Genomic DNA, 13,843 nt, shown 5'->3' with positions numbered 1-13,843 from the left:
ACTGTTCCTCCGGACGCATCACTCCATCGTCGGTACCTGGCCGAAGTCCGGCGGCCGGTTGTAGTCCTCCATCGTCGCCTTGCTTGTGGACGGGTCCATGAGCACCAGTTCCCACGGGCCGGAGTTGATGTCGAAGTTCTTCCCGAACCCGATCCACTTGCCCTACAACCGCGCCCCGGTCGGTTCGATCAGCAACTGAATCGCACCGTGATAGCGGGTGCCTCGGTAGTAGCCGTTCGGGTTGGTGTCCTCTGTCCACGTACCGGTAGCCACGCTGCCGTCAAGTGTGAGATCCATGCTCATCGTGGACGGCGCAGACCCGGGCAACGACCGCACGGACAGGCTGCTACCGTGCTGAAGTGCGACCACGTAATGTCCTGTGCTGAAGGTTTTTTCACGCCCGGAGCTGTAGTACTGGTAGTGACTGAGCCAGATACCGGAATAGTTGCCGGGGTTCGGTCGGGCTCTAGGCTGGGGCCGCTGTTCGTCGGCCGCGCCGTTGTTCGATGGTTCCACGTCGTGACCTCCGTATCCGTCGTCGCGCACTCGCGACATCATGTCGAACCCCAGCGTCTCGATGGGCAGCCCTAGAACCTTCTCCAGGGCGCTGGCATGACTGGGGCGGGGTGTGCGGGTGGTGCCGGATTCCCAGCGTTGGACAAGTCGTTTGGTCGCGCTCGAGCATCCCGCGTTGCGCAGCTCTCGAGCTAGGTCGTCTTGGCTCATCGGTCTAGTGATAGTCATCGCGATACCAGCCGCCGTGACCTTCGCCGCATGGCTGTGGCCCCACCGATAGCGAGGAAAATCCATGCGCAGGTTAGCTTTCCGCGTTCTGTCCATCGCGACCGCTACCACCGCGGCTCTACTGTTCACCACCGGCACGGCGTCAGCCATCTCGCCCGCCGATTGTGTCAGCGACTCAAACGGGTTCGTGGAAGCCCTCATCGACCCCGTCGATTCGTCCAAAGCCACCTGCCGATGTATCAGCAAAGGCATCATGAACGGTCTGGAAGTGTTCGGACCGCACGTCATGTGGATTGCTGGCGCACCGCACGCGGTGACCTGCGTCGGTTTGGAAGTCGTACGGTATCGGCCATGACGACAGAGCCTGAACGCATGGAATGCTCGATCAGCATCGAAGGTGTCAGTCCCTCAGTATTGATGATGTTGCACAAGGCCGCTGCGATCGCGACCGAGCATGACCGCGACCACATCGACATAGGTGATATCACGGCTGCTGTGCTCACCTGGGATGCCTCTGGTTGGTCTGATCTGGATGCGGCGTGGCCTCGGCCTGGGTTCGAACTCGATCTATCCGACCCGCAGTGCTTCGAGGCGAAGCGGGCAGCCGGGCAGGCCGCCTTGACCTACGACCAGTTACGGGAACTGGTTTTGAGCATGGTCCCTGGCTCGCGTCACAAGCTGCGCGATGCCCCGGTGCGGGTCACGCACGAGATTGTCGGTGACGGACCGTATGCCAGCGAGTTCCGGCAGCGGATGCGACAATAGTTGGCCGAGTAGTCAAGAACACCCAAGTAGGGGACAGGCCCGCCGGTCTGGCGAGCCTGTCCCAACTTCCGCCCCGTGATCGCGCTCATTCCCGGATCGGCGGCCGGTGAAACCCGCGCTGAGCGCTGCACACGGGAGACTGTGGCCTTACAACGCCGCACGGGGGTCCACCTGGCGGGCAAGCAATCCCGGCAAACCGGGATCCCACCCCCACCACCCGTGCCCTACGTCTGCCACGACCCGGGCAAACCGACCACCACCACGACCACGCCGTTGCCGACTCGGGACGCCGTCTCCAAGTTGGGGTTACGCCGCTGCGGTGGGAAGCCCGCGGCCGGGCGTGTCTGCGGGCCGATCGCGTTTCTGCATCGTGCCGATGGTGTGTGGCAGGTCGGCGAGGACCGCTGGCCGGTTACCGAGGAGGAGAGGCGGGAGTCGAGAGTGCTGTCGGGTGGGGCGTACTCAACCTCCTCGGCGGCCCGACGGTATCGACGCTGAGCCGGACTCAATCATCTGAACTAAATTCCCCCTACCTGCTGCTTTGACATGGCTGCCGATCGGATGGTTGACAACGTGCTTCTCGGACGATGAGCGACGTCGCTCGTGTCCGGATCTCGTCTGTGCTGGCGATCAGTTTCGAGCGATTGGGACATGTCGTAGATACCTCCTACCTGCGATTTATCTCGATAGAGCTTCAGTGGCCCGCCGATGTATATGTTCCGGTTCAATAATGCTTCGAAGGAGACTGCCGTGCCAGAACGCGACAGTTTATCGATCCGAGTTTCAAAGAGTGGTTATCCGGATTGAGTGTGTGGTGGGAACAGCTGCGTTTCAGCCCTGCTGAGAATCAAGGGCATTCGTCAGCCTCGGTCGGGAAACGTGGTCGCACCTACACGTTTACGGGCATGACCCCTGCCAGCGCTGCCCGCAAACTTGAGCGGATCCATGCTGTGCAAGAAATGACCGAATCGGCGCGTTCCTTCAAGGTGAAGTCGACCACGGTGACGCTGCCCGCCGATAGCGACCCCTTGACCGTTCCGCTCCGAAATCGGCACGAACCGTATGGGATCTCGAACGCCTCGCCGATCAGCGATCCCTCCATCGCCAACCCGCCGCCGCGCGACTCCGATCCGGACGTCCCACCTTCTACGACTCCCGCAGCGCCCGCGCTGGCTCCCACGCCCCCAACTACCGGTCCGCCGCAGCCACGCTCAGCATCCCCGGTGCAGCCAGGCGTGACATTCGAGCGGCCCCAAGGGACCGACACAGAATCCGACCAGCGCGGACGTGGGACGCGGCAGCCGGGGATCTCCACGAACCCATCGCCTCTCTACCCTCAATCAGGGCCTGTGCAACCAGGTGTCGCGACCGATCCGAATCCGCCAAATGATCAATCTGACGCTGGTATCCAGAATGGGAACGGGACACAACAACCAGGGGTGTCAAGGAATCCTGCGCCGATACCAACGAAAGCCGGGCCGAGGCAGCCTGGTGTGTCCACCGGTCCTGAAAGCGGACAGCGCGATCGTTCTGGTCTCGACACCACCCCATCTGGGCAAGGCACGCGACAACCTGGAGTATCGACCAATCCTGCCCCTCGGCGGCTCGATCCGAGCCCGATCCAGCCCGGCATAATAATCCGCCCGCAGCCATGGTCCCAGACCAGTAAGGACGGTACCACGACCGTCTACATCCCCATGTGGGATGACAACCACACTGAGCGTCCTTGGCTTCATGTGCAAGTTCTCGACGCCAATGGACACCTGCTGTCCTACCGGCGCATCGCACCGGATGGGAAGGTCTTCTACGATAATCCGAGTGAACAAAGGTTCGTCGATGCGGAATCCTACATATTCGGCGAGATGAAAACAAACATAACCGCTCCCGTCGTGAGATATATCAATGATCTCCTGCGGGATCCGGCCTGGTATGAGCGAGTGATAGATATCCTTGGAAGCGAGGATGATTGGTACAAGAGATTTATCGAGCAGAACAAAGAGCAAATTACTGATGAAATGAAAGCGCTCGTTCTTTGGGGTGCCTATGTAGCGCCCAATTCGAAATGGGATCATAAGCCGAAAATTGCGAATATGTTCGACCTGTCCGTGGAGAACGATTACTACTTCAAAGATCCAGATCGGCAGATAGCCGTCTACTACGACATCTACTCGAACATTCATTATGGTTATGTTGGCAGAGCGGCAGGCTTCTCGTCGGAAACCCTAATACAGGGGGCCTCCCTGAACATTCCCGCCCTGACGGGAACCGATGACTTGGGCGACCAGATCACGATGCAGATCGGTGTCGAGTTGTGGGACAAGTATGGTGCGGACCTCACCGAGGAGCAACTTCACGACGGGATCATAGACGCTATGCGGCAAATGGAGGAAGCTCAGCTGGCGGGCGGTGACCTGACACAGATACGATCCACCAAGTGACGAACAATGTCGGCAGAGACATCAGGATTCAGGACCATCTCGTCCCGTACCTGGTAGCTCTGGTCGCTCCAGTTGCGGGCTTGGTTACCGGATTGGTGGGTGTCGTACTGCTTGGATCGTCATGGGCAACATGCGATGTCGGCACCAGATCCGCCAATTCGGTTGCGCTCCTGATCTTCTACCTCCCTGTTCTCACTGTTGCGGCGGGTGTTTGGTGGTGGTGCGTGGTGATGGTGTTCTTCTCGCGGATACGGGGATGGTCTGTCGCAGCTAGATCGTGGGCCGCGCTCGTCCCCGGGATTCTGGGTGCGCTCGGGCTGATATGGGTCTTGATGGCGTGGTGGCACAACCCGGGCGGCGACTACCCGGCACCTGTGTGCCCTCCGGATAATGTCGCGCCGTGGTGGCCGACCTGGTTGCCTACTTGATACGCAGAAGTGCTGCGGCACAGTCGGTGCGGGACTGTGCCGTACCTGCCTTTCGTGCACTTCCCGGCCTTCGGTGCGGGTTTCCGCGCACCTGTCCGCGATAGCGCACGAGAATGCCATCAGCCCTGGGGAGCGGCGTGGTCTTCGCTTGCCTGATGCACCCGCTCCGGGTGGTAGGTGATCACCGCGACCACGAAGATCGCGAAGGTGAGCAGCACGTAGCTGCTGCCGATGATCTGCTCCCACCAGGACCAGGCGAGTTCGCGGTCGCGGTCGTGCGGCAGCACCCACTGGGGGCCGATGGCGAACAGGACCGTCGCCAGGGCGACCGTGCCGACGAACCAGGGGTTGCGGCGGCCGCGGAGGATGGCGTCGATGGCGATCACCAGGGTGGGGGCGATCCAGACCCAGTGGTGGGACCAGGAGACCGGGGAAACCAGCAGGACCGCACCGGCATTCACCATCAGGGCGGTGACCGGGTGGCCCGCGTCGATGAGGCGTTTCATCCAGATGGCGGCCAGGGCCACCGCGATCACGGAGAGCGTGAGCCAGATGACGGTGGCGATCGAGTCGGAGACGCCCAGACGGAAGGCGAAACCCTTCAGCGATTGGTTGCCCGCGAAATGCGGGGGACCGATGCGGCCGGTGTCGGACAGGGTGTGGAACCAGTACTGCACCGACTCGTGCCAGAAGAAGACGAACATCAGGCTCACCGCGGTAATGGTCGAAACCACCAGGGTGACGGGCGATTTCCAGTCGCCGCGCGGCAGGTAGCGCCGCCAGCCCGCGGCGTCGGGCCAGCCGCCGCGCGGAGGGAAGTCCAGGCATAGCAGGAAGAACAGCAGATAGGCGGCGGGGGTGAGCTTCACCGACACCGCGATGCCGATCAGCATGCCGCGCGGCCAGAAAGGCTTGCGCACCAGGCAGTCCAGGGTGATGGCGGCCATCAGCACCAGGTTGATCTGGCCGAAGCTGTAGGTCTGGCGGATTGGCTCCAGCCATTGCAGGATCGCCACCGCGCCGATGACGAGCGCCAGCCGCGTCGGACGATCCATGGCCGGGCGCACCCGTTCCAGCACGATCCACAGCGTCACGCCCAACGCGGTGATCGAGGTCGCCAGCACCAGCACCTCCGCCACCGACAGCGGCATCAGCGCCAGCGGTGCGAAGAACAGCGCGGCCAGCGGGGGATAGGTGAACGGCAGGCCGATACCGAACACCTCCGGCATGGGGCCGTACAGCTCCCCGCCGTCCATCCACACCCGGGGGCCGTTGCGATACACCTGGAGATCGATGTAGCCGTGCCAGATCTTCCCGAAGTGACTGATGAGCGCCGACACCACGAACAGTGCGAGCGCGATGAGCAGCAGCCGGACCTGACGGCGAGACAATCTCGCGGGTCCTCCATGCGTCGTCGCAGGCTTCTCGGTCGGATCCGCGACCCCGGATCGATCGTTCACCGGGACAGACTAGCTGCACCGCCTCCCCGCGTAGTCGGCGCACGGCTGAGAGCCGCCGCCCGTTTCGCATGTGTGCCCGCGATGGCGAGCCGACCCGAATTCGGGCGTCCCGGCAAATCACGATTCTCGCTCGATCAGTCGATGCGCTGGCGGCTCGGGAGTGCGGCGGGGAGAGCTTCGCCACACCGGGTGCGTCGGGGCGCGGCCGTAGCCAACCCGGCAGGTTGGGCAGGGTTTGCCGGGCATTAGACTTCGAGGCGAATCCCGCCGTATCCAGCTTGCCGGTCGCTGTCTCGTTCCGGCCGAAAGGACTCTGGTATTCCCGTGACCAACCACGTCGATACCGTCAGCGCCGCCGCGGCCAGCCCGGAACAGCCGCAGCCCTACAAGGAACTCGGCCTCAAGGACGACGAGTACGCCCGCATCAAGGAGATCCTCGGCCGCCGCCCCACCGATGCCGAGCTGGCCATGTACTCGGTGATGTGGTCCGAGCACTGCTCCTACAAGTCCTCCAAGGTGCACCTGCGTTACTTCGGCCAGACCACCACCGACGAGATGCGCGCCGCCATGCTCGCCGGAATCGGCGAGAACGCGGGCGTGGTGGACATCGGCGAGGGCTGGGCGGTCACCTTCAAGGTGGAATCGCACAACCACCCGTCCTATGTCGAGCCCTACCAGGGCGCGGCCACCGGCGTCGGCGGCATCGTCCGCGACATCATGGCCATGGGCGCGCGCCCGATCGCCGTCATGGACCAGCTGCGCTTCGGCGCGGCCGACCACCCGGACACTCGGCGCGTGGTGGACGGCGTGGTGCGCGGCGTCGGCGGCTACGGCAACTCCCTCGGCCTGCCGAATGTGGGCGGCGAAACCGTCTTCGACGCCTCCTACCAGGGCAATCCGCTCGTCAACGCGCTGTGCGCGGGCGTCATGCGGGTGGAAGACCTGCACCTGGCCTTCGCCTCCGGTCGGGGCAACAAGATCATCCTCTTCGGCGCGCGCACCGGCCTCGACGGCATCGGCGGCGTCTCCGTGCTCGCCTCCGACACCTTCTCCGGCGACGAGTCCGGAGCGGGCCGCAAAAAGCTCCCCAGTGTCCAGGTCGGCGACCCCTTCACCGAGAAGGTGCTCATCGAGTGCTGCCTCGAGCTGTACGCCGCCGACCTCGTCGTCGGCATCCAGGATCTGGGCGGGGCCGGACTGTCCTGCGCCACCTCCGAACTGGCCGCCGCCGGTGACGGCGGCATGCACATCGAACTCGACAAGGTGCCGCTGCGCGCCGCCAATATGACGCCCGCCGAGATCCTGTCCTCGGAGTCGCAGGAGCGCATGTGCGCGGTCGTCGCCCCCGAGAACGTGGACGCCTTCATGGCGGTCTGCGCGAAGTGGGACGTCATCGCCACCGTCATCGGCGAGGTCACCGACGGCGACCGACTCGTCATCACCTACAACGGCGAGACCGTGGTGGACGTGCCGCCGCGCACCGTCGCCCACGAGGGCCCCGTCTACGAGCGCCCGGTGCGGCGTCCGGACTCGCAGGACGCGCTCATCGCCGACACCCCGGACAGGCTGAACCGGCCCAAGACCGGTGACGAACTGCGCGCCACCCTGCTGAAGATGCTGGCCAGCCCGCAGCTGTGCTCCCGCAAGTGGATTACCGAGCAGTACGACCGGTACGTGCGCGGCAATACTGTGCTGGCCGAGCACGCCGACGCCGGTGTCATCCGCATCGACGAGGCGACCGGGCGCGGTATCGCCCTGGCCACCGACGCGTCCGGCCGCTACACCAAGCTCGACCCGTACACCGGTGCGCAGCTGGCGCTGGCCGAAGCCTTCCGCAATGTCGCCACCACCGGAGCCACCCCGAAGGCCGTCACCAACTGCCTCAACTTCGGCTCGCCGGAGGATCCGGGCGTCATGTGGCAGTTCCAGCAGGCCGTGCGCGGCCTCGCGGACGGCTGTGTGGCCCTGGGCATTCCGGTCACCGGCGGCAATGTGTCCTTCTACAACCAGACCGGGCAGACCGCCATCCTGCCGACCCCGGTGGTCGGCGTGCTCGGCGTCATCGACGACGTGCACCGCCGCATCCCCACCGGCCTGGGCCTGGAACCGGGCGAGACCCTGATCCTGCTGGGCGAGACCCGCGACGAATTCGGCGGCTCCATCTGGGCGCAGGTCGAACACGACCACCTCGGCGGCGAACCGCCGAAGGTCGACTTCGCCCGCGAGCAGCTGCTCGCCGAAATCCTCACCGCCGGTTCCCGCGACGGCATGATCAGCGCCGCGCACGACCTCTCCGAGGGCGGACTCGCCCAGACCGTGGTCGAAGCCGCGCTGGCGGGCGAAACCGGTTGCCGCATCCTGCTGCCCGAGGACGCCGACCCGTTCGTCACCCTGTTCTCGGAGTCGGCCGGGCGCGTGCTCGTCGCCGTGCCGCGCACCGAGGAGACCCGCTTCACCAAGATGTGCGACGCCCGCGAACTGCCGTGGGTGCGCATCGGCGTGGTCGACCAGGGCTCCGACTCGGTCGAGGTGCAGGGACAGTTCACCGTCACACTGGACGAACTGCGCACCACCTTCGAGGGCACCCTGCCCGCCCTCTTCGGCGGAGCCGTCGAACACTGACAGCTCGGCGGAGCCGTCGAACACTGACAGCTCGGCGGAGCCGTCGAACACTGACAGCGAAACGCCCCGCCCGGACCCCTCGTTCCGGGCGGGGCGCTGTCACATCACCTTGAACGGATCGTGCTCGGCCATCAGCTTTTCCAGCCGGGCCTCGTCGATGCGGCTGTGCACCCGCGACGCCTCGTGCTGATCTCGAACCACCTTCGCGAGAGTGAAGGAGCTGCTGACCAGAAACAACAGCGACATCACCAGGAACCCGCGCTGCCAGATGTCCAGCGGCAGATAGAGGATGCCGATAATGCTGGCGGAGAAGGAGATTCCGAACGCGATAGCGGCCTGGGCGAGAAAGGCCGTGGTGCTCTTGCTCTGTGCGTTGGGCGTATTGCTCATACCCGAGAAGTCTGTCGGCTCCGGCGTCCGCGGACCCGCGTGGTTCTACTCGAGCCGCCCGGGTAGATGCCCTGCCGCGTCACCATTGAGCGACGTCACGACACCGAATCCCCTGATTCGGACAGCCTACCGCCATACTTGACGGGTGCTCGACACGACCGACGCTCTGACGCGGCTGCGCACCGGTGGCGCCGTCGCGGTTCGGCCCGTGTCGGCATGGGTGCGCCGAGCCGCCCCCGCCTGGCGCAAGATCGAGGAGATCATCGACCTCAATCACGTCGGGCTGGTGGTCGCCACCGTCTTCTTCGCCTGGTCCGTCACCCCCTCGCTGCTGCCGCGCGACTGGCTGTTCCAGGGCCTCATCTCCGGGGTGAACGCGGCGCTCGGCTACGGCGTCGGCTGCGTACTGGAGTGGATCTTCCGGCGCTGGGTGCGGCCCAAGATCAAGATCAGCAGCCCGCCCATGTGGGTGCGCGACGCCGTGAAGACCGCCGTGGTGCTCACTTGCGCGCTGGTCGCCGCCTACATGCTGGTGCTGTCGGCGGACTGGCAGCGCGAGACCTTCTCCCTCATGGGCATGGACGGCACCACCACCGAGGCGTACCTGCGCACCGGCGGACTCAGCCTGCTGGTCGGCGTGCTGGTGGTGGCGGCGTACCGGACGCTGCGCGAGGTGGTGCGCTTCTTCGGCCGCCAGCTCAGCCGCTGGGTGCGGGTGCCGCCGCACCTGGCACCCGCCGCCGGGACGCTGCTGCTCGTCGTGCTGATCGTGACGCTCTTCAACGGCGTAGCCACCCAGGCGTTCTTCGCGGTCGCCAACTCCGCGTTCAGCGTGCGCAACGACGAGATGTCGCCGTACGCCGTCCAGCCGATCACGCCGGAGCGCTCGGGCAGCCCGGCCTCGCTCTCGGAGTGGGAGACCCTCGGCTCGGAAGGCCGCTGGTTCGTCTCGCACGGGCCCGACCCGCTGCTCATCAGCTCGCTCACCGGCAAACCCGCCAAAACCCCCATCCGCGTGTACGTGGGGCTGGAATCCGCCGGGCAGGACATCACCCAGGAAGAGCTGGCGGTCGCCGAACTCGAGCGCACCGGGGCCTTCGACCGGGAGGTGCTGGTGATCGTCACCACCACCGGCACCGGCTGGGTGAACGGCATGTCCGCCGCCGCCATCGAGTACATGTACGGCGGGGACACCGCGATCGTCGCCTCGCAGTACTCGTATCTGCCCAGCGTGCTGTCCTTCCTCGCGGACCGGCAGAAAGTGGCGGCCGCCGGGAAGAAGATGTTCGACGCCGTGTACGCCGCCTGGTCGCGGCGGCCGGTGGAGGAGCGGCCGAAACTGCTGGTGTACGGGGAGAGTCTGGGCTCGCAGGGCTCCGAGGCCGCCTTCGACGGGCTGGCCGATCTGCGCTCCAAGGTCGACGGCGCGCTGTGGGTGGGGCCGCCCAACTCGAATCGGCTGTGGGAACAGTTCGTTTCGCGCCGGGACCCGGGGACGCGCGAGGTCGCGCCCATCTACGCCGACGGTCTGGTGGTGCGATTCGCCGCCGACGCGGCCGACCTCGCCCGGCCGCCGACGAATTGGCAGCGTCCGCGCATCGCCTACCTCATGCACGCCTCCGACCCCATCGTCTGGTGGTCGACCGATCTCATCGTCTCCCAACCGGATTGGCTGTCCGAACCACGCGGCTCCGACGTGTCCTCGCAGATGCGGTGGTGGCCCTTCGTCACCTTCTGGCAGGTGGCGGCCGACCTCACCAATGCTCAGGGCGTGAGCGACGGACACGGACACCGCTACGGATCCCTGGTCCTCGACGGCTGGGAAGCCATTGCCGCACCGCCGGACTGGAATCCGGAATTGCGCGAGAAGATCCGCACCCAGATCGAATTGGCCGAGGACTACGAACGAACGGTCAAGTAGGGGCTGTGGTGGGCGTTATGGGTGGAGTGCCGCTGAAAATCACTGCGGCCGTGGGTATCCCGCTGTTGTGGAGTAATCGGTTGCTGCCCGCGCTGAAGCTGGGGATGCGCGGGCGCACCGCCGCCAACCTCGCCTTCGCGGGTGGGTACGCCGTGCTGTTCCGGGGGCGTCCGGAGTGGTTCTCGGCGCGCGGGTGGCGTGTCGGTCTCGCCGCCGCCGGACTCACCCTGGCGGGTTACGGTGTGACGCTGGCCGTTCCGGGACTGCGCGAGCGGGTGGGGGAGATCGCGGAGCGGGTGCCGGAGACATCGCATGCCGAATGGGTGGGCCTGCACATCCCCGTGGGCACCGTCGTCAGCGAGGAACTCGTCTTCCGCGGCACACTGACGCCGCTGTTGGACGACACCTTCGGTCCCGCCGGCACCTGGCTCGGCGCAACGACTTTCGGGCTCTGGCACATCTACCCGGCACGTGCGGCGGGCGACCCGATTCCGGTCGCGATCGCCATCACCGCCGCCGCGGGCCTGTTCTTCGACCACCTCCGCCACCGCACCGGCAGCGCCGCCGCCCCGGCCCTGCTCCACCTCGCCCTCAACGCGGGCGGCGCGCTCGCCCCGTTGCTGGCGCGCCGCATCTCGGAACCACCGGAGATCCTGGTCGGCGAGTGACACCCCCAGACCACTCACTGTCCGGACGGCCATCGCCATTGATCGTGCCGCGAGCGCAGTGACGTCCCGGCGTCGCCCGCTGGGGACAACGCCGTGCCGTCGGGCGTAGTGACATCGCGACGCAACCTGCCGTCCGAACAGCCGTGCCGCCAACGTGACCCGGCGCGGAGCTGCCGCCGCCCGCACGGACCAGGGGCGTCTCGCCGGGCACAGCAGCCTCGCCGTGCTGTCGTGCTGTCGTGCTGTCGTGCCGTCGTGCGGCTGTGCTGTCGTGCCGTCGTGCGGCTGTGCCGCTGTGCTGTCGTGCTGTTGCGGCGCGTACCGGCGGCTTGCGGTGGCGTGCCGAATCCCGGTGTGGGCCGGACCGGCTAGCCTCGTCGGGTGGCACGACGAGCGGCGGTGAACCCGGAGGAGCTGCGAGCGGCGCTGGCGGCGCTGGAACCCTGGTTGCGCGACGAGACCGCGCCCGCGCCCGCCCGCGCCGAACTCGGTGCGGCGGTCAAGGGCACCGCCCGCACCCTGGCTGCCGACGCCCCCGGAGCATCGGTGGAGGTCCGCGTCCCGCCCTTCGTCGCCGTGCAATGCATCGAAGGCCCGCGCCACACCCGCGGCACCCCGCCGAACGTGGTCGAAACCGACCCCCGCACCTGGCTGCTACTCGCCACCGGGCTCCTGGATTTCGACCAAGCCCTGAACTCCGGCGCACTGACCGCCTCGGGCACCCGGGCACCTGAGATAGCCCGCTGGCTGCCCGTCATCCGTCCGCGCTAGCCCGGCCCACCGTCATCCGGTCGCGTCGACCGCGCTCGGGTTCGACTGTGCTGCCTCCCGAGCCACCGTTGTTCTCCGCGCTCGTGGCAGTCCGAGCACGTCGGTAGTCGCCGCACCGGGAGGCAGGGGCAGGCGCAGCGCGCTGCCCTGAGAGCGCGCCCCGGCCTCCAGTCCCGCTCGCGACCCGCCCAGCGGCCTCGCGACCCCGCCCAGCGAGCGGCCTCGCGACCCCGCCCGGCGGCTACGCCCGCGCCGCTCGCGCGTCCTTCTCCACAGGCTTGCGCTCCAACCCCTTGTGGTCGTAGAACCGCGTGATGAACAGCCCGAACACCACGCCGATCGCCAACCCCAGGGCCGCCATCCACACCCCGCGGGTCAACCCGGCCACTCCGCTGCCGTTGAAGTAGAGGATCGCGCGGGTGCCCAGGAACACCTGGTGCATGGGTTCGAAATTGGCCAACCAGCCGAAGTACTTCGGCGTCGCCTCGATCGGCACCGTGCCGCCGGAGGACGGCAGGCCGAGGATGATGAAGATGATCAGGTTGATGATCAGACCGGCCGTCCCCACCGCGGCGAGAACCGAGGTGCAGGTGAATCCGACCGCGATGATCACGAACGCCCCGTAGATGAACAGCAGCAGCGGTTTGTCGATCGGCATGCCCAGCGCCGCGCCGATGCCGAGCAGCGCGGCCGACACCGCCACCGCCATCACCGCCACGGCCGCCCATTTGAGCAGCAGCGTGCGCGTTCGCGAGATCGGGGCGCGTGGGAAATGCAGGTACCAGGGCCCCCATTCGGTCGGCAGGAAGCCCAGCGCCGAATCGATCAGCTGATGAATGATCATCGCGCCCACCATGCCGACCAACAGCAGCAGCAGGCTGTAGAAGAACGCGGTCAATCCCTCACCGGAACCGTTGGGCAGCGGCCGGAACTGCTCGACCACGATATTCAGCGGTTCCGCCAGCGCCACCCGGGTGGCCGCGGTCAGCTCCGGCGCGGGCGGCCCGTCCGGCGGCGGCGCCAACTGCGCGTTGACCTGTTCGGTCAGCTGCTCGCCGACCTGGGTCTGCACCTGACTGAGAGCTTCCTCACCGAACTTCTGGGTGATAGCCGTCGCGAACGCACCGGTGCGCGGATTGGTCTGCAGGGTGATGACAGGCTTCGAGATATCGCCCGGCACCACACTTCCCACGCCCAGAATGCCGAGCCGCTTGGAGAAGTCGCTCGGGATGATGATGGTGCCGTAGACCTGCGCCTGCTGCATCTGCAACTGCGCCTCGTTGATGCCGAGTTCGCGCAGATCGATCTTGTCGGCGGGTACCGCCTCCCGCAGGCCCGCGGCGACCTGATCGCCGAAATTCACCTGCTGTTCCTGGCCGGGTGCGCCGATGGTGTCGCCGACATCCTGATTCACGAGTGCTATCGGGAAGTCGTGCAGATTCTCTTCCGGATCCACGACATAGTCGAGGTACATCACGCCCAGCAACGAAGCCAGCAGCGTGACGACAATGATCGGAAAAGCCCATTTGATCGGGGTGAGATGCCGACGTGGTGTGGTTTCCGGGGTATCGCTGGTCGTCACCGGAGAAAGCTAACAGCAAACGCCGCGCCACCCGGGTTATCCCAACGGCGGGTT

At 66.1% G+C, this 13,843-nt stretch carries 10 protein-coding genes; 6 read left to right on the top strand and 4 right to left on the bottom strand.

What is annotated here, in order from left to right:
• Positions 1-162: 162 nt before the first annotated feature.
• Positions 163-972, bottom strand: coding sequence for an XRE family transcriptional regulator (locus QMO76_RS29770; RefSeq protein ID WP_306364669.1), 810 nt, complete (start codon positions 970-972; stop codon positions 163-165).
• A gap of 123 nt (positions 973-1,095) precedes the next feature.
• On the opposite strand from QMO76_RS29770, the gene QMO76_RS29765 reads away from it, so the two are divergent.
• Positions 1,096-1,509, top strand: a complete 414-nt coding sequence (locus QMO76_RS29765) for a hypothetical protein (RefSeq protein WP_306364668.1) — start codon at positions 1,096-1,098, stop codon at positions 1,507-1,509.
• 1,493 nt (positions 1,510-3,002) lie between these two features.
• Entirely contained in the window at positions 3,003-3,947 is a 945-nt protein-coding gene (locus QMO76_RS29760) for a polymorphic toxin type 44 domain-containing protein (RefSeq protein WP_306364667.1), read from the top strand.
• 547 nt (positions 3,948-4,494) lie between these two features.
• Here the strand turns inward: QMO76_RS29760 and QMO76_RS29755 are convergent.
• Positions 4,495-5,766: a glycosyltransferase 87 family protein gene (locus QMO76_RS29755; protein WP_306364666.1), complete on the bottom strand. Its 1,272-nt coding sequence runs from the start codon at positions 5,764-5,766 to the stop codon at positions 4,495-4,497.
• Between the two features lie 393 nt (positions 5,767-6,159).
• On the opposite strand from QMO76_RS29755, the gene purL reads away from it, so the two are divergent.
• Positions 6,160-8,457: a phosphoribosylformylglycinamidine synthase subunit PurL gene (gene purL / locus QMO76_RS29750; protein ID WP_306364665.1), complete on the top strand. Its 2,298-nt coding sequence runs from the start codon at positions 6,160-6,162 to the stop codon at positions 8,455-8,457.
• A 99-nt stretch (positions 8,458-8,556) separates the two neighbouring features.
• Here purL and QMO76_RS29745 read toward each other — a convergent pair whose 3' ends face one another.
• A complete protein-coding gene (locus QMO76_RS29745) occupies positions 8,557-8,847 on the bottom strand; it encodes a YiaA/YiaB family inner membrane protein (RefSeq protein WP_306364664.1) in 291 nt (96 codons plus the stop codon).
• Positions 8,848-8,992: 145 nt separating this feature from the next.
• Between QMO76_RS29745 and QMO76_RS29740 the strand changes: the two genes are divergently transcribed.
• From QMO76_RS29740 to QMO76_RS29730, 3 genes are all read left to right on the top strand, one after another.
• Positions 8,993-10,768, top strand: a complete 1,776-nt coding sequence (locus tag QMO76_RS29740) for an alpha/beta hydrolase (protein ID WP_306364663.1) — start codon at positions 8,993-8,995, stop codon at positions 10,766-10,768.
• A gap of 17 nt (positions 10,769-10,785) precedes the next feature.
• The gene (locus QMO76_RS29735) at positions 10,786-11,436 is read left to right on the top strand and encodes a CPBP family intramembrane glutamic endopeptidase (RefSeq protein ID WP_306364662.1); all 651 of its coding nucleotides are present in this window, start codon (positions 10,786-10,788) and stop codon (positions 11,434-11,436) included.
• A gap of 381 nt (positions 11,437-11,817) precedes the next feature.
• The gene (locus tag QMO76_RS29730; RefSeq protein WP_306364661.1) at positions 11,818-12,207 is read left to right on the top strand and encodes a sterol carrier family protein; all 390 of its coding nucleotides are present in this window, start codon (positions 11,818-11,820) and stop codon (positions 12,205-12,207) included.
• Between the two features lie 241 nt (positions 12,208-12,448).
• On the opposite strand, the gene QMO76_RS29725 is transcribed toward QMO76_RS29730, so the two are convergent.
• Entirely contained in the window at positions 12,449-13,789 is a 1,341-nt protein-coding gene (locus QMO76_RS29725; RefSeq protein ID WP_306364660.1) for a YhgE/Pip domain-containing protein, read from the bottom strand.
• Positions 13,790-13,843 lie beyond the last annotated feature (54 nt).

It is taken from the genome of Nocardia sp. CC227C, assembly GCF_030767025.1.
Lineage (GTDB): Bacteria > Actinomycetota > Actinomycetes > Mycobacteriales > Mycobacteriaceae > Nocardia.
Note: the sequence above shows the minus strand (reverse complement) of the source record. Positions and strands in the feature narration are given on the sequence as shown.